The organism is Pectobacterium colocasium (assembly GCF_020181655.1).
GTDB classification, from domain to species: domain Bacteria; phylum Pseudomonadota; class Gammaproteobacteria; order Enterobacterales; family Enterobacteriaceae; genus Pectobacterium; species Pectobacterium colocasium.
Map to the genome: position 1 here is coordinate 4,120,676 of NZ_CP084032.1, position 19,402 is coordinate 4,140,077.

At 52.4% G+C, this 19,402-nt stretch carries 18 protein-coding genes and 1 other annotated feature; of the genes, 6 read left to right on the plus strand and 12 right to left on the minus strand.

What is annotated here, in order from left to right; translation table 11 throughout:
• Positions 1–336: 336 nt before the first annotated feature.
• On the plus strand, positions 337–912 hold the full coding sequence (gene satP / locus LCF41_RS18600) for an acetate uptake transporter (protein ID WP_015841790.1): 576 nt from the start codon (positions 337–339) through the stop codon (positions 910–912).
• Between the two features lie 134 nt (positions 913–1,046).
• On the opposite strand, the gene LCF41_RS18605 is transcribed toward satP, so the two are convergent.
• Together LCF41_RS18605 and mog are read right to left on the minus strand one after the other, a co-directional pair.
• Positions 1,047–2,384 (minus strand): MFS transporter, encoded by a 1,338-nt coding sequence (locus tag LCF41_RS18605; RefSeq protein ID WP_225085836.1) that lies wholly within the window; start codon positions 2,382–2,384, stop codon positions 1,047–1,049.
• A gap of 120 nt (positions 2,385–2,504) precedes the next feature.
• On the minus strand, positions 2,505–3,092 hold the full coding sequence (mog, locus tag LCF41_RS18610) for a molybdopterin adenylyltransferase (protein WP_225085837.1): 588 nt from the start codon (positions 3,090–3,092) through the stop codon (positions 2,505–2,507).
• Positions 3,093–3,482: 390 nt separating this feature from the next.
• On the opposite strand from mog, the gene LCF41_RS18615 reads away from it, so the two are divergent.
• Positions 3,483–4,571, plus strand: a complete 1,089-nt coding sequence (locus tag LCF41_RS18615) for a GGDEF domain-containing protein (RefSeq protein WP_347881001.1) — start codon at positions 3,483–3,485, stop codon at positions 4,569–4,571.
• Positions 4,572–4,648: 77 nt separating this feature from the next.
• On the opposite strand, the gene tal is transcribed toward LCF41_RS18615, so the two are convergent.
• Positions 4,649–5,602 carry a transaldolase gene (gene tal, locus LCF41_RS18620; RefSeq protein ID WP_015841794.1) on the minus strand — a complete coding sequence of 318 codons (954 nt, stop codon included), beginning with the start codon at positions 5,600–5,602 and terminating at the stop codon, positions 4,649–4,651.
• Between the two features lie 319 nt (positions 5,603–5,921).
• Between tal and yaaA the strand changes: the two genes are divergently transcribed.
• Complete coding sequence (yaaA, locus tag LCF41_RS18625) at positions 5,922–6,695, plus strand: peroxide stress protein YaaA (RefSeq protein WP_225085839.1); 774 nt, start codon at positions 5,922–5,924, stop codon at positions 6,693–6,695.
• 61 nt (positions 6,696–6,756) lie between these two features.
• On the opposite strand, the gene thrC is transcribed toward yaaA, so the two are convergent.
• The 5 genes from thrC to LCF41_RS18650 form a co-directional block, all read right to left on the minus strand.
• Entirely contained in the window at positions 6,757–8,046 is a 1,290-nt protein-coding gene (gene thrC, locus LCF41_RS18630) for a threonine synthase (RefSeq protein ID WP_225085840.1), read from the minus strand.
• Positions 8,047–8,049: 3 nt separating this feature from the next.
• Positions 8,050–8,979 (minus strand): homoserine kinase, encoded by a 930-nt coding sequence (gene thrB, locus LCF41_RS18635; protein ID WP_225085841.1) that lies wholly within the window; start codon positions 8,977–8,979, stop codon positions 8,050–8,052.
• Positions 8,980–8,981: 2 nt separating this feature from the next.
• A complete protein-coding gene (gene thrA, locus LCF41_RS18640; RefSeq protein WP_225085842.1) occupies positions 8,982–11,441 on the minus strand; it encodes a bifunctional aspartate kinase/homoserine dehydrogenase I in 2,460 nt (819 codons plus the stop codon).
• 90 nt (positions 11,442–11,531) lie between these two features.
• Positions 11,532–11,647: a sequence feature (Thr leader region), on the minus strand.
• Positions 11,586–11,672, minus strand: coding sequence for a thr operon leader peptide (thrL, locus tag LCF41_RS22465; protein WP_071531141.1), 87 nt, complete (start codon positions 11,670–11,672; stop codon positions 11,586–11,588). It overlaps the preceding feature by 62 nt.
• A gap of 193 nt (positions 11,673–11,865) precedes the next feature.
• The gene (locus tag LCF41_RS18650) at positions 11,866–12,552 is read right to left on the minus strand and encodes a tRNA/rRNA methyltransferase (protein WP_225085843.1); all 687 of its coding nucleotides are present in this window, start codon (positions 12,550–12,552) and stop codon (positions 11,866–11,868) included.
• A gap of 764 nt (positions 12,553–13,316) precedes the next feature.
• Here LCF41_RS18650 and arcA point away from each other — a divergent pair.
• Positions 13,317–14,033 carry a two-component system response regulator ArcA gene (gene arcA / locus LCF41_RS18655; protein ID WP_039490693.1) on the plus strand — a complete coding sequence of 239 codons (717 nt, stop codon included), beginning with the start codon at positions 13,317–13,319 and terminating at the stop codon, positions 14,031–14,033.
• 71 nt (positions 14,034–14,104) lie between these two features.
• Here the strand turns inward: arcA and creA are convergent, their stop codons facing one another.
• Positions 14,105–14,587 (minus strand): protein CreA, encoded by a 483-nt coding sequence (creA, locus tag LCF41_RS18660; RefSeq protein WP_225085844.1) that lies wholly within the window; start codon positions 14,585–14,587, stop codon positions 14,105–14,107.
• Positions 14,588–14,792: 205 nt separating this feature from the next.
• Between creA and robA the strand changes: the two genes are divergently transcribed.
• A complete protein-coding gene (gene robA / locus LCF41_RS18665; protein WP_225085845.1) occupies positions 14,793–15,680 on the plus strand; it encodes an MDR efflux pump AcrAB transcriptional activator RobA in 888 nt (295 codons plus the stop codon).
• On the opposite strand, the gene gpmB is transcribed toward robA, so the two are convergent.
• Positions 15,669–16,319 carry a 2,3-diphosphoglycerate-dependent phosphoglycerate mutase GpmB gene (gene gpmB / locus LCF41_RS18670; protein WP_225085846.1) on the minus strand — a complete coding sequence of 217 codons (651 nt, stop codon included), beginning with the start codon at positions 16,317–16,319 and terminating at the stop codon, positions 15,669–15,671. The genes robA and gpmB overlap by 12 nt on opposite strands.
• 50 nt (positions 16,320–16,369) lie before the next feature.
• Here gpmB and yjjX point away from each other — a divergent pair, with 50 nt between their 5' ends.
• Positions 16,370–16,909, plus strand: coding sequence for an inosine/xanthosine triphosphatase (yjjX, locus tag LCF41_RS18675; RefSeq protein ID WP_225085847.1), 540 nt, complete (start codon positions 16,370–16,372; stop codon positions 16,907–16,909).
• Between the two features lie 3 nt (positions 16,910–16,912).
• Here yjjX and trpR read toward each other — a convergent pair whose 3' ends face one another.
• Positions 16,913–17,260 (minus strand): trp operon repressor, encoded by a 348-nt coding sequence (trpR, locus tag LCF41_RS18680; RefSeq protein ID WP_225085848.1) that lies wholly within the window; start codon positions 17,258–17,260, stop codon positions 16,913–16,915.
• 72 nt (positions 17,261–17,332) lie between these two features.
• Positions 17,333–19,267, minus strand: coding sequence for a murein transglycosylase (sltY, locus tag LCF41_RS18685; protein ID WP_225085849.1), 1,935 nt, complete (start codon positions 19,265–19,267; stop codon positions 17,333–17,335).
• Positions 19,268–19,402: the final 135 nt, after the last annotated feature.

The following is a 19,402-nucleotide window of genomic DNA, read 5'->3' on the forward strand; positions in this document are numbered from 1 at the left end:
ACCGATGTAACGGCCCGACACACGCCTTCGCGGCAGGTCAAACTGTTTCGGTTGGAAATAAGATGGGGCCAACATTTCTATCATCAAGGGGGGAAGATGAAAAAAAATGACCTTTATCCCTCGTACGATCAAACTATTCTGCCTTCCCCATGTTGTGTCCATTCCAAACGCCCGATATGATGCCGCGCTCGCCGCAAAAATGGGGACATTTCCCTACACAATGGCGGGCAATAACACCTAAACGACACCTATCCCAACGTGATTGGCGCATTCGCTAGCCTTAATGCTGCGCTCGACGCGAAGGGACTATTAATAATCTGTTATTGCAGAGGATTTATGAGCACGAACACGTTGGCAAATCCTGGTCCATTAGGACTGATGGGCTTCGGGATGACCACTATTCTGTTGAACCTGCACAACGCAGGCTTTTTCCCACTTTCTTCCATCATTCTCAGCATGGGTATTTTCTACGGCGGCATCGCCCAGATTCTGGCCGGTCTGCTGGAGTATAAAAAAGGCAATACATTCGGCGTGACCGCGTTTACGTCTTATGGCGCATTCTGGCTGACGCTGGTTGCCATTCTCATGCTGCCGAAAATGGGTCTGGCGGAAGCCAGCGATGCCCAGTTCCTTGGCGTGTTTCTTGGCCTGTGGGGCATCTTCACGCTGTTTATGTTCTTCGGTACATTCGGCACCAACCGCGCACTGCAATTTGTTTTCGGTAGCCTGACCGTACTGTTTGCTCTGCTGGCCGTCGGTAACTTCACCGGCAACCACGCGCTGCTGACCTTCGCGGGTTACGAAGGCATCATCTGTGGCGCAAGCGCAATTTATCTGGCAATGGCTGAAGTGCTGAACGAGAAGTTTGGCCGTAGCGTCCTGCCAATCGGTTCATGTGGCGCGTCCCACTAAGTTCTGATGCGATATAATTTCTGACGCGGTAAGCTCTCGCCGCGTTAAATGCCAACGGGCCCTGTCTATCTGACAGGGCCCGTTTGTTTTTGATGACGGATTTTCGATAACGCTATGTTTTCGATTAAGTACGCTTAAACCTCAACAGGCGAACGATCGCGCGCGTCGCTGTCGGCCAACGCTCGCGAATCAGCATCCAGATCGCGCTGCAAATAAATCCCCAACAGCAACCCTACTGCGGCTAGCGTCAGGACATAAAATGCTGGTGCCAGCGGCGTTGCTTTCATAATCAGCGTGACAAAGACGGGCGTCAGGCCGCCGAAAATGGCATAGGAAACGTTGTAAGAAAAAGAAATCCCCGAGAACCGCACCGCGGCCGGAAACGCCCGCACCATGACATACGGCACACCGCCCACCACGCCAACGCTGAGCCCCACAATCGCATAGCTGACAAAGAGCAGCGTCGTACTGCTTGCTGCCGAACTGTAAAAGAACCAGCTACAGGCGGCCAACGACAGGCTACCCACCATAAACAGCTTGCTGGCACCAAAGCGGTCGACCAGCAGCCCCGAACCGACGCAGCCCACCATCAATGCAATCGTTGCCAAACAGTTCGCCTGCAACGCCAGCGCGGCAGGAATCCCGTGGACTTTTTGCAGATAGGTCGGTGCCATCAGAATAACGACGACGATGCACGCAGACAGCAGCCAGGTCAGCAGCATGGAAACCACAACCGCACGTTTATGGTTTAAGACGACAGATTTCAGCGGCAGTTCTTCCGCCAATTTCTTCTGCGCCTGCATTTCCATAAAAATAGGCGTTTCCTGCAACCAGCGGCGCAGATACATGGCAACAAGGCCGAAGACCCCGCCGATGAAGAAGGGGAGCCGCCAGCCACCGCCAGACATCTGCTCTGGCGTCAGCACCGTATTCAGCAACGTTGCGATCAGCGAGCCTAGCAAAATCCCCATCGTCAAGCCGGCAGTCAGCGTACCGCAGGCAAACCCAATACGGGCGCGCGGCACATGCTCCGCAACGAAGACCCACGCGCCGGGGACTTCGCCACCGATTGCCGCGCCTTGCAGCACGCGCATTAACAGCAGTAAAAGCGGTGCCGCAATACCAATGGCTTCATAGGTCGGCAGCAAGCCCATTGCCAGCGTCGGTAGCGCCATCAGCAATATGCTCAGGCTGAACATTCTCTTACGTCCGCTCTTATCACCGAAGTGGGCCATGATGATGCCCCCAAGCGGACGCGCCAGATAGCCTGCGGCGAAAATACCGAACGTCTGAACCTGCCGCAGCCATTCAGGAATATCCGGCGGGAAGAAGAGATCGCCAATCACGGCAGCAAAGAAGACGAAAATAATAAAATCATAAAACTCTAACGCGCCACCCAGCGCAGCCAGAGACAGCGTTTTATAGTCCTGCCGGTTCAACCGGCGAGGATCGGCGTGTTGATCCTGAGTCATAAGATACCGTGCATTGCCAGAGTGAAAAAATCCACCGCAGTGTGTAAAATAGAAATTACTATAGCGGCAAAATTTTTATACACCAGTAAAGCTGAATCTTATGTTTCAAATCGCCTAACTTCAGTCTTTTATTTCGCGCATGGCATTTTTAGGGCGAAAAGCTGCTACTACATCTGGATTGGTCTCGATGTAAGGGCCTTCCAGCAGTTGGATACAATACGGTACGCTGGCAAAAATACCGGCCACAACCACCTTGCCATCAGCGTCTTTTAAACCTTCCAGCGTTTCCTTAATCGACTTAGGCTGCCCCGGTAAGTTAAGAATCAGCGCCTGTTTGCGCAGCACACCCACCTGACGAGAGAGAATCGCGGTAGGCACGAAGCGCAGGCTGATCTGCCGCATTTGCTCGCCAAACCCCGGCATTTCTCGATCGGCAACGGCCAGCGTGGCGTCCGGCGTGACATCACGACGTGCTGGCCCTGTGCCTCCGGTCGTCAACACCAGGTGACAGCCGCGCTCATCAACCAGTTCACACAGCGTTTGTTCAATCATCGGTTGCTCATCAGGCACCAGTCGCGTTTCCACTTCGAAAGGCGTAGTCAGGGCACTACGGAGCCAGGATTCCAGTTCTGGGATGCCTTTATCCTGATAAACCCCGTTGGAAGCGCGGTCAGATACGGAGACCAAACCAATACGCAATACGTTCATAAGCACCTCAGTCTAAATAAAACACCAATTTTATCAGGATATTGAGCGCTTTTAGCAAACAATTAGCTGTTATGAGGAAATTCACACTGCATCTGTTATTTCATGCTGATCGCAATACAGCATTTGATAATAATTATTAAATAGCGTCTCAAAAAATCGAAGCACATGACTTGAATTAATAATACCGTTTCGCAATTAAAATTTAAGAATAGCAGGCGCATAAAAAAGATCGCTTACCCATTAAGAGCGGGTGAAATAAGCCGATAGATTAAAGAGAAAATAATGGCGCCCGCCAAGGCAGAACATCTCGTTAAAGCGAATAATATGATAAAATTAAAGCACTTCTTTCGTATCACAATAAGTAAAAAAAGCCCTATCAAGGAAGTCGCCATGAACGATCTTAAATATAAGATATTAAAGCTATTCTCACACCCCACCTCGGCCTTTTTCCTGTTTGGTTCCCTTTCCTTTTTGATCACTATCTTTCTTACGCATGAAGCGAATAAAAATGCGTGGAAAGTCGAGCGGCAAAACTTGGACATCACAATAAAGACCTATGAATCCTATAATTCCGGTGGAGAAGTGACGGAGAATGATATCACCCGGAAAACCGGCTCTTACGTATTCGCACGAATGAGAACATGGGTATTTAATACACGTGATGTGCGCAGCGAGTGTATCAATCGTTTGTCGTCATCCGATCTGACATTTAATGATATGGCGATCATCCGCATTTGCCAGAATAAACTGCCATCAATTGGTGAATATGCAGGGAAAGGCACCCTTACTATCATATTTCCTGTGTTATCGCCCACGGATGAATTATTGGGTGTTCGAATTAGAACCACGTCAGAAACGCCCTCTCCTACGTTTTTTTATACACTGACCTCTCTTGGTTCAGCAGCCGTCATTCTCAGCGTTGTACTGCTTTCTGCAATTTTAGGCAGCCTGCTCTCGCTTCTGGCAAAAAAATATCTGATAGAACTGCCTATTATCGCGCGCTATGACGATCTCACCGGCTACTTGCGGCGAGACGCGTTCTTTCTGGCCGCCAATAAAGCCTTTAGTGTCGCTAACCTCACCAAACGGCCCGTTAGTGTCATTCTGATCGACATCGACTACTTTAAGCAGGTGAATGACAGCTTCGGTCACAGCGTCGGAGATGAGGCCCTGAAATTTGTTGCCGACACGTTCAAAAAATCATTTCGCCGCGAAGATATTTTTGGCCGTATTGGCGGCGATGAATTTGCCATTGTGTTGCCGAATACCGGATTAGACGATGCGTACACCATCGTGGATAAAGCGAGAGCGCGCGTTAGCGAAACACCCTGTGAAACCGCCGCAGGAAAAATCAGGCTGACGGTCAGTATTGGGCTGGTTGAATACCATATCGCTGGAGAAGACCTCAGCGAAGTGATGAAGCGGGCCGATGATAATCTTTATATCGCGAAGAAAACCCGTAACGCGACGGCGAAATAGACTTTCCCCTTCCAAAATACCAATTCACAGACAAAAAAATAGCCGGGAATCCCGGCTATTTTCATGTGACAGAATGTTTACAGTAAATCTGCAATCATCTTTTCCAGTTTTTCCTGGTCGATAGCAAATTTACGGATCCCGTCGGCCAGTTTATCGATCGCCATTGGGTCTTGATTGTGCTGCCAGTAGAATTCCGCTTCCGTCATTTTCGCCGGACGAACTTTCACTTCACCAGCATAAGACAGTTTGCGAACCACTTCGCCTTCGCTTTCTGACAGTTCTTTCAGCAGCGCTGGGGCAATCGTCAGGCGGTCACATCCGGCCAGTTCCAAAATCTCACCCACGTTACGGAAGCTCGCGCCCATCACGACGGTTTCATAGCCGTGCTCTTTGTAGTAATCGTAGATTTCGCTAACGGAAACCACACCTGGATCTTCGTGCGGCGCGAATTCTTTCTTATCGCCATTAGCTTTGTACCAGTCAAGAATACGGCCAACAAACGGTGAAATCAGGAATACGCCAGCTTCAGCACAGGCACGTGCCTGCGCAAAGGAGAACAGCAGCGTCAGGTTACAGTTGATGCCTTCTTTTTCCAGTTGCTCCGCCGCGCGGATACCCTGCCAGGTTGACGCCAGTTTAATCAGGATACGCTCGTTGCTGATACCTGCGTCGTTGTACAGTTTGATCAGGTGTTTTGCCTTCGCCACGCTGGCTTCGGTGTCATAAGACAAACGTGCATCCACTTCTGTGGAGATGCGGCCTGGGATCAATTTTAAAATTTCGAGACCAATGTTGACCGCCAGTTTGTCCGTAGCATCGACGACCTGCTGTTTGCGATCGCTGCTCTGCTCGCGTGCCCAGGCAATCGCCTCGTCGATCAGCTTGCGGTATTCAGGAATTTGCGCCGCGTTCAGAATCAGCGAAGGGTTGGTGGTCGCATCTTGCGGTTGGTACAGTTTCATTGCCGCAATATCGCCGGTATCAGCTACAACCGTGGTCAATTGGCGTAGGGAAGTCAGTTTATCCGTCATGTTGGCATGTCTCGTTGTTTATACGTGGTGCTCGTGAATGAAAATAGCTCGTATATGAATCGACTTATTATCTAATCGGGTGGCCGTCTGTTTTGCGCCGAAATCTGATAATAACACGCGCGTTTTCCCACGCAAGCCAGCCTTTTCCTACGTCCCTCTGCCATGGGGGTCACATACTAGCGTTCCCCCTTTCCAAAGACGCTCGAACGTCAAAGACAAGGCATATTGTAGCTATTGGCGTATTGTAGCTATCGCCGTTTTCTTACGGCGTTCTTGCTATAGTAGGCTCATCTCAAATCAAACCGACAGGACATGGCGCATGCTTATTACTATTTCACCCGCAAAAACGCTCGACTACACCAGTCCTTTGGCAACGACGCGTTATACGCAGCCAGAACTTCTGGACCAGTCCAGTCAGTTGATTGATGTATGTAAAAAACTGACGCCGGCACAGATCGCCTCTCTGATGAGTATCAGCGATAAGCTGGCTGATCTGAACGCAGGCCGGTTTAGCGAGTGGCACCCGGATTTCACGCCTGAGAACGCGCGTCAGGCGTTGCTGGCGTTTAAGGGCGACGTCTATACCGGATTAGCCGCAGAAGATTTCAGCGAGGATGATTTCGATTTCGCCCAGCAGCATTTGCGTATGCTGTCAGGCTTGTATGGCGTGTTGCGCCCGCTGGATTTGATGCGCCCGTATCGGCTGGAAATGGGTACCAAACTGGAAAATAAAGCCGGTAAAGATCTCTACAGTTTTTGGGGCGATACCATTACGGAAAAACTGAATCAGGCGCTGCGCGATCAAGGCGACGATGTGCTGGTTAATCTGGCATCGGATGAATATTTCAAAGCCGTTAAGCCCAAAAAACTCAATGCCCGCCTGATCAAGCCCGTCTTTTTGGATGAGAAAAACGGCAAATTCAAAGTGATCAGTTTCTACGCCAAGAAAGCACGCGGCCTGATGAGTCGTTTCATTATTCAAAACCGCCTGACGCAGCCGGAACAGTTGAAAGCGTTTAATCTGGAGGGTTACTTCTTCGAGAAAGCAGACTCTTCGACGGATGAACTGGTGTTTAAGCGCCACGAACAGTAAACAAAGTAGTACGATAGGCAACAAAGAGAAAGGCGGCGAAACCGCCGCCTTTTCAACAACCTTATTCCGGCAGCGACATCAGGAACTCACGCAGCTTCGCGAAATCATCCGGGAAGTTGTGCGACAGCAGATCCAGATCGGCACGCTCAGCCAGCGCTTCCGGCAGATCCAGTTCTTTGCCCAGAATGTCTTCTACGCTTTCCTTGAATTTCGCCGGGTGTGCCGTCCCCAGGAACAGGCCGAACTCACCCGCTTGCAGTTGATCGCGCAGCAGACGGTAAGCAATCGCCGCATGCGGCTCAGAGAGATAACCTAGCGCATCCAACTCATGCATGGTTTCTTTCGTGGTCTCATCGCTCACCGCGCCAAAACCCAGCGTTTTCAACTGCCAGTTTTTACGGCGGAACAGCTCTTCCACGCGCGGCCAGTTGTTCGGCTGGCTCACGTCCATCGCGTTGGATAAGGTTGCCACCGTTTTATTCGGCTCCCAATTTCCGCTGCTCAGGAAACGCGGCACGGTGTCATTGGCGTTGGTCGCAGCGATGAAGCGCTTAATCGGCAGCCCCAGCGATTTTGCCAGCAGACCAGCCGTCAGATCGCCGAAGTTACCGCTCGGCACAGAAACCACCAGATGATTACGCGCTTCCTGCGGCAGTTGTGCAACCGCTTCAAAGTAGTAGCAAATTTGCGCCAGCAGACGGCTGATATTGATGGAGTTTGCCGAGTTCAGGCCAATCGCCTTTTTCAGCTCTTCATCATCAAACGCCTTTTTCACCAATGCCTGACAGGCATCAAAATCGCTGTCGACTGCGATGGTGTGAATGTTGCCGCCCAGCGTACAGAACAGCTTTTCCTGCAACGGACTGATCTTGCCCTGCGGATATAAAATCACCACACGGACATTTTCCAGACCGTAAAAGGCATGCGCCACGGCAGCACCGGTGTCGCCAGAAGTCGCCGTCAGAATGGTAATTTTCTCGTCGCCAGACACTTCCGTCAGCATTTGCGCCATAAAGCGGCCGCCGAAGTCTTTAAAGGCCAGCGTCGGGCCGTGGAACAGCTCCAGCGCGGCGATATCTTCCGCTACCGGTGCAACGGGCGCAGGGAATGCAAAGGCCGTTTTTACGCGCTCGAACACGGTTTCAGCCGCAATTTCATCGCCGATATACGTAGACAGAATACGGCTGCTGCGGGTAACGAAATCCAGATCCAGCAGCGCGTCGATTTCAGTGCGCTCAAATTCCGGCAGATCCAGCGGGAAGAACAGCCCTTGCTGGCTACCCAGCCCTTGCTTGATAGCCTGAGCAAAACTGACCTGCTCGTTATGATCTTTAAGGTTGTACAGTTTCATGCATTATCCCAGTAGTCGTGCGCCAGTCGTATCAAGACGGCAAATATGAACAAAACCTTCATCGTTCTGCAAATAGTTATCCCGCAGCCAATCGGCCAGGCGCTGTGCGCTCGCCATGTCGTTGCAGACGGAGAATAACGTCGGGCCAGAGCCGGAAATACCGCAGGCCAGCGCCCCGATATCTTCCGCAGCCTGACGAGCGGCGGCAAAGCCGGGCAGCAGTTTCGTACGGTAAGGTTCCGCGATGACATCCTTCATCAGCTTCGCCGCCAGCGCGGCCTGACCGGTATGGCAGGCGTGAATAAAACCAGCCAGATAGCGACCGTGACTGATACAGTCCTGACGACGATATTGCGCAGGCAGAATCGCACGCGCTTCAGCAGTAGAGACTTTAATCCCCGGATATGCCATGACCCACAGCCAGTCATCGAACGATGGCACAGGCTGGCTGATAATGCCGTTCTCTTCCAGCATCAGTTGGACGCCGCCGAGGAAGCACGGCGCCACGTTATCGTAGTGAACGCTGCCGGAAATACGTCCTTCCAGCTCACCCATCAGCGTCAGCAGGCGGGTATCATCCAGCGGTTTGCCGCAAAATTCGTTCATCGCCATCAATCCAGCGACGACAGAACAGGCGCTAGAACCTAGCCCTGAACCAATCGGCATATTCTTTTCGAGCGTCATCGCCACCGGCACGGTTTTGCCAATTTCCTGACAGAAAAGCTCCCAACACTGATACACAATGTTTTCTTTCGGGTTGTCCGGCAGCTTGCTGACAAAACGCCCTTCATTACGCAGGCTGAACAGATCGGCGGCCTCGACAGAGACGCAATCTCCCAGCAATGAACCGTCTACCGGCGAAACGGCCGCACCCAGCACATCAAATCCAACGCTGACGTTACCGATTGATGCAGGTGCATACACCTTAACCATAATTATGCTCCCAACTTCCATGACAAGGTGCGCAGCAGATCTGCGAACACACCAGCAGCGGTAACATCGTTACCCGCGCCATAACCGCGCAACACGAGCGGCAGTGGCTGATAATAACGGCTGTAGAATGCCAGCGCATTCTCGCCATCTTTGACTTTAAACAGCGGATCATTGCCGCCAACGGCGCTGATCTTGACCTTGCAGCGACCTTCTTCAATGACGCCGACATAGCGCAACACTTTACCTTCATCGCGCGCTTGTGCAACACGGCTGGCGAACTCATCGTCTACCGACGGCAGGCGCTGCATGAAGCTGGCAACGTCGCCGGAGGCATCGAAGCTGGCAGGCAGAACAGATTCCACCTCAATATCGCCCAGCTCCAACTGATAGCCCGCTTCACGCGCCAGAATCAGCAGCTTACGCGCCACGTCCATACCAGACAGATCGTCACGTGGGTCGGGTTCGGTATACCCTTTCTCTTTCGCCTGCGTGGTCGCTTCCGACAGCGACATGCCTTCATCGAGTTTACCGAAAATAAAGGACAGCGAGCCAGAGAGAATACCGGTAAAGCGAATCAGCTCATCACCCGCATTCAGCAGGTTTTGCAGGTTCTCAATCACCGGCAGGCCAGCACCGACGTTAGTGTCATACAGGAAACGACGGCGGGATTTCGCCGCGGCGCCGCGCAGTTGGTGATAATAATTCATCGACCCCGTGTTGGCTTTCTTGTTTGGGGTCACCACATGGAAGCCGTCGGCCAGGAAATCCACATACTGATCGGCCACCGCCTGATTCGACGTACAGTCAACGATAACCGGGTTCAGCAGGTGGTACTCTTTCACCAGACGAATCAGACGACCCAGATTGAACGGCTCGCGGGCTTTCGCCAACTCTTCGCGCCAGTTATCCATCGAAACGCCGTTAATATTGGTCAGCATGGCTTTGGAGTTCGCGATCCCACACACACGCAGATCGATATGCTTGTCTTTCAGCCACGGCTGCTGGCGGTGAATCTGCTCCAGCAGTGCGCCGCCCACGCCGCCCACGCCGATAACAAATACGTCGATCACCTGATCGGTGTTAAACAGCATCTGGTGCGCCACGCGCACGCCAGTGGTCGCCACATCGTTGTTCACTACGACGGAAATAGAACGTTCGGAGGAACCCTGCGCAATAGCCACGATATTGATATTCGCCGTCGCCAGTGCGGAGAACAGGCGGGCAGACAGGCCGCGCAGCGTGCGCATGCCGTCCCCCACGACAGAGAGGATTGCCAGGCGTTCCATCACATCCAGCGGCTCCAGCACGCCTTCTTTCAGTTCCAGATAGAATTCGTCTTCCAGCGTTTTTCTGGCACGCGCCAGCTCGTTTTGTGATACGCAGAAGCTGATGCTGTACTCAGAAGACGACTGCGTAATCAGCACCACCGAAATACCCGCACGCGACATCGCCGCAAATACGCGCGCCGCCATGCCAACCATACCTTTCATGCCAGGGCCGGAAACGTTGATCATCGCCATATTGTTCAGGTTGGTGATGCCTTTCACCGGATACTGAGTATCCGTGCTGTCCATGCCGATGAGTGTGCCGGGAGCCTGAGGGTTTTCGGTGTTTTTGATGAGGCAGGGAATTTGGAACTGGGCGATAGGAGCGATGGTGCGGGGGTGGAGGACTTTGGCGCCGAAATAGGACAGCTCCATCGCCTCCTGATAGGACATCGATTTCAATAATCGGGCATCCGGCACCTGACGCGGATCGCAGGTATAAACACCGTCTACATCGGTCCAGATCTCACAACAGTCGGCACGTAAACACGCAGCCAGTACCGCAGCGGAATAGTCTGAACCGTTGCGGCCCAGTACCACCAGCTCGCCTTTATCGTTACCCGCAGTAAAGCCCGCCATCAGGATGACATGATCTTTCGGAATGGCGCTTTCAGCGATACGGCGAGTCGATTCTGTGATATCCACGGTGGATTCCAGGTAGTGTCCCTGCGCCAGCAGCTTCTCGACCGGATTGATAACGGAAACCCCATAGCCGCGTGCCTGAAAGACCGCTTCCATGATGGCAATAGATAGTTTTTCCCCTCGGCAGATAATCGCGGCGTTCACACTGTCAGGGCACTGCCCCAACAGCGCGATGCCATGCAGCACGTGTTTCAGCTGTGCAAATTCCTGATCCACGAATGCCTTCAGGCGAGCATGATCAAAACCGGGTTGAGACTCGGCAAGGCCTTGCAGCAGCGAAGAAAAGATCGTTTCGGCGTCATTCAAATGAGGCAGGATATCTTGTCCGGCGACGGTTTTCTCAATCATGGCAACCAGATGGTTGGTAATTTTCGCCGGAGCGGACAATACGGTAGCCACCTGTCCCTGGCGCGCGTTGTTTTCGATAATGTCGGCAACGCGCGCAAAACGTTCCGCATTTGCTACTGAAGTCCCGCCAAATTTCAACACTCGCATTTTTATCTTTTCTCCTGAATTTCTGCCAACCAAACGCCGGAAGCGTTTTTGTATGCCGCTTGCAGGCGGCGCTGAGGGATAACCTGCCGTAAAAAAAAAGCCCGCACTGTTCGGTGCGGGCTTTTTCTGGAATCTTTATATGCGTCAGCCCGCACCGTTACTGGTTGTATCGGTGATGGTAATAATCGTGGTGATCAGGCTGATAGTGCGCATGCTAAAATCGAATCTCATTAGAAGTAGAGTTATCTGCCCTATTAGTTAGGCCAATCGCCCTTTGAAGTCAACGGATTTCTTTTTTTTCTTCTCACCGAACGAAAAATGTCTACCGCTAAACCCACTGCCAAAACGGGAATATGCCGGACGAACCATTGCCAAAATACACGCTTCAAGATGTTCGACTGCCAAAAAAGCCATCTCTGCTATCTTATTTCGGCAAGTTTTTTTCAATGTCGTGTAGCAGCCGATGTAGCATCGCCGTGTCGCGCTGCTCTAAACGCCCTAGCCGCTGATGCAACCAGTCCCGCAGTTTTTCATCATCCTCAACAGCCAAATTCACCAGTAGCCGATCCAAACGATCGTGCAGCGCCGACAACTGTCCCACTGCCGCAGGCTGTGCCGCTTCCGGTTTGACCTCCATCAGTTCAGCCAGTTGGTAACAGTACACCATCACCGCCTGACCCAGATTCAGCGAAGGGTAATCCGCTTTCATCGGTACGCCAGTCAATACATCCGCCAGTTCGAGCTCTTCATTCGTCAGGCCCACATCTTCCCGACCAAACACCAGCGCCGCAGAAGCCATCCATTGCACCTTCTCCTGCAAGATGCCAGTCAGTTCAGCTGGCGTGCAGTAATAATGATACTTAGCCCGGCTGCGCGCGGTGGTTGCGACCGTAAAGTCGACATCTGCCAGTGCTTCAGCCAACGTGCCAAACACCTGCACGTTATCCAGAATATCCCCCGAGCCGTGCGCCACCCAACGCGCTGCCGGTTCTTGGTGTGCAGTGCTACCGACAATACGCAAACTGCTGAATCCCATCGTTTTCATCGCACGGGCTGCCGCCCCTACATTCTCTGCCCGAGCGGGCTCAACCAAAATAATATGAAACTGCATAAACTCCTCAGTATGGGTTACGTGCGTTCTGTCACTGTCTCCACCAGCCGTCAAATAAAACAGCGGCCTCATCGATAGCGCTCACTGATAACGATTGATTAATAAGTACTATTCGTTGATAACCGCAGCGTGTTGATCGTTACGATGAAAAGTTAACAATAAACCAACAAAATTTCCGGTATCAACTCAGCCTTCGGCAGGAAACATCGGAGAGTCCAAAAAATAGGCAGGAAGAGAAAACCCTAAGAAAAACAGGGTAAATTATTTTATTTCAATAAGTTATAAAACGACTACCGACTGTGTAGCGCCAATTATGATTATTGGCATTTGCTATGCTAAATCGTTCATAAAAAGTGCTAAATTGTGACGTAAACTGGCAATCCTATAAGTGTTTATCACAAAATAGTTAACGTGCTAAAATGAAATTTGATATATGTCAACAGAACCGTAGATTTATCAGCAGGCAAAATCCGTGCTTACTGTTATGTTGCTGTTAATAAGGTTAAACTATGCGCCACTTTGAGCGCAGTTAAATTAGCGCCACGCTCATCCGCTAGCAGTACCTCTAAGCGGGTAGAGAATGAACACCAGTAACGCCTTTACGTACTTGAGTCTAATGTTGAGCGAGAGCGTAGTTTACCTCGATAAGCTCCAGGGAAATACCCGGAATAACTGGCGTTGTAGCCAGCGGGCCAGCAGGGTATGACAGCGACTTCTGTACTTCCGATTTCTATAATTTAAGTTGGCAATTTTAGGTAGCAAACATGCAGACGCCGCACATTCTTATTGTTGAAGACGAGCTAGTAACTCGTAATACCCTCAAAAGCATTTTTGAGGCGGAAGGATACGTTGTTCACGAAGCCACTGATGGCGCAGAAATGCACCACATTTTGTCCGAGAATGACATCAATCTGGTGATCATGGACATCAACCTGCCAGGAAAGAACGGCCTGTTGCTGGCACGTGAACTGCGCGAGCAAGCCACCGTTGCCTTGATGTTCCTCACCGGTCGTGACAATGAAGTCGATAAGATTCTCGGTCTGGAAATCGGTGCGGATGACTACATCACCAAACCGTTCAACCCACGTGAATTGACGATCCGCGCGCGTAACCTGCTGTCACGTACCATGAATCTGGGCGGCGGCACTGAAGAGCGCCGTCTGGTGGAAAGCTACCGCTTCAACGGCTGGGAACTGGACATCAATAGTCGTTCTCTGATTAGCCCGGCTGGCGAACAATACAAGCTGCCGCGCAGTGAATTCCGCGCCATGCTGCACTTCTGCGAAAACCCGGGCAAGATTCAGTCTCGTGCGGAACTGCTGAAGAAAATGACCGGCCGTGAGCTTAAGCCACACGACCGTACCGTTGACGTCACCATCCGCCGTATCCGCAAGCACTTCGAATCAACAGCCGATACGCCGGAAATCATCGCGACGATCCACGGCGAAGGCTACCGCTTCTGCGGCGACCTGGAAAATTAATCCCTCTCAGCCGGAACAGACATCTGTTCCGGCTGTTTTCCCTTCTTACCGCATTACCGCATCACCGCACGTTATTCACTCTTTGCCCACGGCATAACCGGCACCGCGCTTAACGCATTTTTCGGCGAACCATCGACTAAGCGATCGGAGTAAGCGAGATAGATCAGCGCATTACGCTTTTGATCGTAAAATCGAACAACCTGTAATTTCTTGAAAACCAGCGAGGTTCTTTTCTGGAACACCACAGATCCGCGGTCACCGCCGTTTTTGATTTTATCGGACAGCGTAATCGGCCCAACCTGCTGGCAGGAAATGGCCGCGTCCGATGTGTCTTCAGCCAGCCCTAAGCCGCCCTTGATTCCGCCCGTTTTGGCTCGGCTAATGTAGCAGGTCACGTTTGATACATCCGGGTCGTCAAACGCTTCCACCACGATCTTATGATCCGGCCCCAGCAGTTTAAAGGCGGTATCGACAGACCCGACTTCTTCCGCACTGACGACGCCAGCGGTGGACAGCAATAGCAGACCCGCTCCCATGATGCGCTTTATGTTCATATTTCAGGCCCTGTGACAATTCATGACAAACGATTAATAACCACAATTTAAAAGAGGATGTACAAAATAAACCACTATCGCAATCCTCCTTATCCAAATTACCTGCGGAATATTTTCAAAAATCTTCGGCAGTACCAAAGTGAAAATATTGCTATGATGCAGGATCTCAATACGCTCGCGCCCAATGTGTTTGATGAGGAAGATTATGGATCAAGCCGGTATCATACGTGACTTGCTTAACTGGCTGGAAAGCCATCTCGACCAGCCGCTATCACTGGATAATGTGGCGGCAAAAGCGGGTTATTCCAAGTGGCATCTGCAAAGAATGTTCAAAGACGTGACGGGCCATGCCATTGGTTCATATATCCGAGCGCGGAGATTGACCAAAGCGGCGGTTGCACTTTGTCTAACCAGTCGCCCTATCCTTGATATTGCCCTGCAATATCGTTTTGATTCACAACAGACCTTTACCCGCGCGTTCAAAAAGCAGTTTACCCAAACGCCTGCGTCTTATCGTCGTTCCGATAATTGGAATACATTCGGCATTCGTCCGCCGATCCGGCTTGGTGCGTTTACCCTGCCACAGCCGCAGTTTGTCACCCTGCCAGAAACACAGTTGCTTGGGCTAACGCAAACCTATACCTGTCGTCTGGAACAGATTTGTAACTTCCGTACGGAAATTCGCGTCCACTATTGGCGTCAGTTTTTAGGCGAAACCTGCTCCGTTCCCCCCGTGCTTTACGGGCTGCACCATTCACGGCCGAGCAAAGAGAAAGACGACGAGCACGAAGTGCTCTACACCACCGCGTTGGAGCCACAGTACCTGCCGGATGATGTCCACACGGGCGAACCCATTACGCTACCGGGCGGTGACTACGCGATGTTTGTTTTTGAAGGGCCAAACGACGAGCTACAAGACTTCATCATCACGCTGTATGACACCTGTCTGCCGACCTTCCAGCTCACACGCCGCAAAGGGTTCGACGCCGAGCGTTTTCACCCCAGCCGTGATACAGACGGGGAAATACCCGCGATCATCCGCTGCGAGTATTTGATCCCCATCCAGCACCCAGAGCCGCTCTCAGCGCTGTAGCTCATCCAGTGCCGGAATATCCAGATGCGAGATATCTCCGGCCGTTTCCACCACCCATCCCGGTGCCAGCCACGGACTTTGCTGATAATCGATACGCGACAGGGAGCAGTTGCGCAGGCGCAGGCGCCGCTCAGCCGACGCGGGTAGCCCCAGAACCGTACTCAGCAGACAGCCCAGCGCCATCCCGTGGCTCACCAGCAGAGGACGGCTTCCCGCAGGCAATGCCAGACAACGTTCCAGAACGCCGTGCATGCGCAATGCGACATCACTCATCGATTCACCTTCCGGGATGCGGCCATCGGGCGTGCCATCTACCAGCCCTTTACGCCACCCTTCTTCCTCGGCGGTCAGCGAGTCCAGATCGCGCGCTTCCAATACGCCCATGTTCAATTCACGTAACCCAGGCTCCAGGATTATCTGGCAATTACCACAAGATTTAGCGATGATTTCTGTCGTCTGACGCGTTCTTCCGAGATCGCTGGTAAAAATATGCGTAATCCCTAACGTCCTGATTCGTTCAGCAACTCGCTGTGCCTGTTGCTCACCTCTTGGCGTCAGCGCACTGTCCGATTGACCTTGAATACGTCGAGCCACATTCCATTCTGTTTCGCCGTGGCGAACAAGATATACCTGTAACATGGTTATTTTCCGTTATACTGCGTCAAATTAACTAAAGGTACGAAACTGTTATGTATCACGTTGTTGCTGCAACTACCAACCCGGCAAAGATTAAGGCTATTACTCTGGCATTCACCGATGTCTTTGGTGCAGAAAATTGCCGCATCGAAGGCGTTGACGTCGATAGCGGCGTCCCGCGTCAACCTCTTGGTTCTATCGAAACCCGTACTGGCGCCAGAAACCGCGTCATGATGGCACGTCAGGTGCGGCCTGAAGCCGATTTTTGGGTCGGTGTCGAAGCGGGCATTGAAGAAAGCATGACGTTCGCCTGGATGGTGATCGAAAACCCCCACCTGCGTGGCGAGTCACGCTCTGCAAGCCTGGTTCTTCCAGAAAGTATATTACATGGTATCCGTGAAGGGCGGGAATTAGGCGATGAAATGGAACGTTTGACGGGCGTTCAGAATATTAAACATAAAGGTGGTGCCATCGGCGTCTTCACCGACGGCAAATTGTCACGTACCAGCGTATACCATCAGGCGCTGCTGCTGGCGCTGGTGCCGTTCCATAACCCGATCTATCAGATTCCCGTTCACGCCGCAAAACCGTAACGGTTACGCGTCGTCACCCAACGGTTTATCTGCCGACAGCAACTGCGCTTCCAGCCAGCTTTTTAACGCGGGGGGCGCGGCTTTCAGACTATTTGAACCGCGCGTGATGGTAGCAATCCCTGCACCTAACTCGCTTTTCAACTCACGCTGACTCATGTCACCCCGCATCAGTTCCTGCACAATTCTCACCCGCGTTCCCAGCGCAGTACGTTCGTCCGGCGTCAGTAGCAATTGAAGCAGCGGCAATTGCAGATCCTCCGCAATAGACTGCTGCAATAGCGCGACAAAGCGCAACCAGTGCTCATTGTCTTGTTCAGAAAGTGCCGGGTCGATAAGCGATAACGGAGTCATAACGGGCTGCCATACTATTTAACTAGTACGGCAGCATAACACAATTTCAGGTAACAATCGCAACGCCGCGTCTCAATAACGCCGCTGCCATTCCGCATCCGTCAGCACATTGGCTGGCTGGTGAAGGAAATAGCGATAGAAGACATCATAGGCCAACACATTTTTCACATATCCCCGCGTTTCCGAGAACGGAATACTTTCGATAAACGCAACAGGATCAATACGTCCGGCGCTGTTTCTCAGCCAGGTATTCACCCGCGATGGCCCGGCATTATAAGCCGCAGAAGACAGGATGCGGTTACGGCCAAACGTCTGGTACACGTACTCCAGATAGCTCGTTCCCAACAGAATGTTGGTCTCAGGATCGAACAGTTGGCTGCTGTTCGTGTAGAACGTGATATTGCTCATTTTGGCAGTATGCTGCGCCGTCGCGGGCATCAACTGCATTAAACCCGATGCACCAACCGGAGAACGCGCTTTCGGGTTCCAGGCACTCTCCTGACGAGCGATCGCCATCGCATAACTCTGGCTAATACCTTTCCCCTGCGTTTCACGGCGGAATTCATCATTCCAGGCCAGCGGGAAACGCTCTTCCAGATGATCCCACAGCTTCGCGACAATCGTTGCCTGTACGCTTAAATCCGCCCAGCGCTGTTCAAACGCATAGCGAGCCAGCGCTTCCTGCTGTGGTTTGCTACGGTTCGCGACTAACCCGACCCATTCGCTACGCGCCAGATTATCCATCTGCCAGAACATCAATTCCCGCACGCGAGCGACTTCCGGTAGCTGGGACAGGGAAGGATCCGGTTTCACCGCTGTCATGATCGTAATGGGATAGCGCTCATTGAGCTTCTGCGCTGCCGCCATCGGATAGAACCCGCGTTCCTGCATCAGACTGCGTAATAACGGCTCGCCTTCCTGACGTTTACCTTGCTCCAACAGCACCACCGCACGCCAGTAGCGCCATTCGTCTTTCTGTAACGCCTCCGCTGGCAAACGCGCCATCCAGCTTGTTAGCCCCTGACGGTCGCCTGCGCCCAACGCCATGCGTACACGACGCTCCAGCAAGGTGGTCGACGTACTTTTTCGCACCACGCCATCCCGCCACTGCGCCTGCTCTGGTGTGGCATCGTTGCCCATCAATCTCCAGGCAATGGTTTCTTCCATCTCCTGACGCTCTGCGGCACTCATTTTCTGTAGACGGACAATAATCGGCAGCATCGAACGGGCATTATCAGCATCCTGACGCGCCGTGCGCGTGAAGGCCGACAGCGTGACTTTCCGGGTAAAATCCGTTGGCCCGACAGTACGAGCGAAACTCTCCAGCGAATTCGGATCGTTCTGGAGTTTGAGCAGCGCATCGCCCATCGTTTTATAATCGCCAGGTAACTGCTTGATGAGGTAGCTCACCAGACTACTGCTGCCCTCATCCATCGCCAGACGCGCGCGCTCCAGCGTCGTCAACGGCGTCTGTTCGCCCGCCTGCTGCCACACGGAGAAAAGTTTATCGCACACCGCAGGGAGCGAGCGTCCAGTCAGCCAGATATCACGCGTAGCTTCCCACACGCCCTGACGCTGGCCGGTAGCCCACTGGGCATAATAAAAGTTACAGCGGGCGCTGACCGGCTTCGGCGGCTGGGGGCTAAATGCCAGCAGCCCAATCCAGTCCTGACGACGCGCCAGTTCATTCACAAAGCTGGTAGAGAGATTACGGGCGGGCGGCAACGTCGGGTGCGTTGCCATAAACTGCTTCACCTGCGTCGCACTGACCTGACTCAGATCCTGCGTGAGCGAACGGTATTCAAGATAAGGATAAAGTGGATAACTGCGCAGCGTTGGCATCAGCTGCGCCACCGTGTCCATCTGGTTGCTGTCCCATGCTTGCTTAACCTGCTGATAGCGCTGACGCTGTTCGTCCAGAGAATCCGCCAGCACATGGCCGGAAAACCCAGCCAGACATATCGCCGAAACGGCGTACCACCAATGACCCGCTTTTATCACCTGCATTAACCTCATCCGTTATCGAACTTGCTATCGGCATCCTTCATCGTATCGATACCCCTATCCTATACCCAAAATAATTCGAGTTGCGTGAAGGCGGCAACCGCATGACAAATTCGTCGGGAACGAATTTGACCAGCC

What these genes read in the sequence shown, in the direction of transcription:
- satP (WP_015841790.1), top strand. Translation starts at nt 337, where the DNA reads ATGAGCACGAACACGTTGGCAAATCCTGGTCCATTAGGACTGATGGGC.
- LCF41_RS18605 (WP_225085836.1), bottom strand. Translation starts at nt 2,384, where the DNA reads ATGACTCAGGATCAACACGCCGATCCTCGCCGGTTGAACCGGCAGGAC.
- mog (WP_225085837.1), bottom strand. Translation starts at nt 3,092, where the DNA reads ATGAACGTATTGCGTATTGGTTTGGTCTCCGTATCTGACCGCGCTTCC.
- LCF41_RS18615 (WP_347881001.1), top strand. Translation starts at nt 3,483, where the DNA reads ATGAACGATCTTAAATATAAGATATTAAAGCTATTCTCACACCCCACC.
- tal (WP_015841794.1), bottom strand. Translation starts at nt 5,602, where the DNA reads ATGACGGATAAACTGACTTCCCTACGCCAATTGACCACGGTTGTAGCT.
- yaaA (WP_225085839.1), top strand. Translation starts at nt 5,922, where the DNA reads ATGCTTATTACTATTTCACCCGCAAAAACGCTCGACTACACCAGTCCT.
- thrC (WP_225085840.1), bottom strand. Translation starts at nt 8,046, where the DNA reads ATGAAACTGTACAACCTTAAAGATCATAACGAGCAGGTCAGTTTTGCT.
- thrB (WP_225085841.1), bottom strand. Translation starts at nt 8,979, where the DNA reads ATGGTTAAGGTGTATGCACCTGCATCAATCGGTAACGTCAGCGTTGGA.
- thrA (WP_225085842.1), bottom strand. Translation starts at nt 11,441, where the DNA reads ATGCGAGTGTTGAAATTTGGCGGGACTTCAGTAGCAAATGCGGAACGT.
- thrL (WP_071531141.1), bottom strand. Translation starts at nt 11,672, where the DNA reads ATGAGATTCGATTTTAGCATGCGCACTATCAGCCTGATCACCACGATT.
- LCF41_RS18650 (WP_225085843.1), bottom strand. Translation starts at nt 12,552, where the DNA reads ATGCAGTTTCATATTATTTTGGTTGAGCCCGCTCGGGCAGAGAATGTA.
- arcA (WP_039490693.1), top strand. Translation starts at nt 13,317, where the DNA reads ATGCAGACGCCGCACATTCTTATTGTTGAAGACGAGCTAGTAACTCGT.
- creA (WP_225085844.1), bottom strand. Translation starts at nt 14,587, where the DNA reads ATGAACATAAAGCGCATCATGGGAGCGGGTCTGCTATTGCTGTCCACC.
- robA (WP_225085845.1), top strand. Translation starts at nt 14,793, where the DNA reads ATGGATCAAGCCGGTATCATACGTGACTTGCTTAACTGGCTGGAAAGC.
- gpmB (WP_225085846.1), bottom strand. Translation starts at nt 16,319, where the DNA reads ATGTTACAGGTATATCTTGTTCGCCACGGCGAAACAGAATGGAATGTG.
- yjjX (WP_225085847.1), top strand. Translation starts at nt 16,370, where the DNA reads ATGTATCACGTTGTTGCTGCAACTACCAACCCGGCAAAGATTAAGGCT.
- trpR (WP_225085848.1), bottom strand. Translation starts at nt 17,260, where the DNA reads ATGACTCCGTTATCGCTTATCGACCCGGCACTTTCTGAACAAGACAAT.
- sltY (WP_225085849.1), bottom strand. Translation starts at nt 19,267, where the DNA reads ATGCAGGTGATAAAAGCGGGTCATTGGTGGTACGCCGTTTCGGCGATA.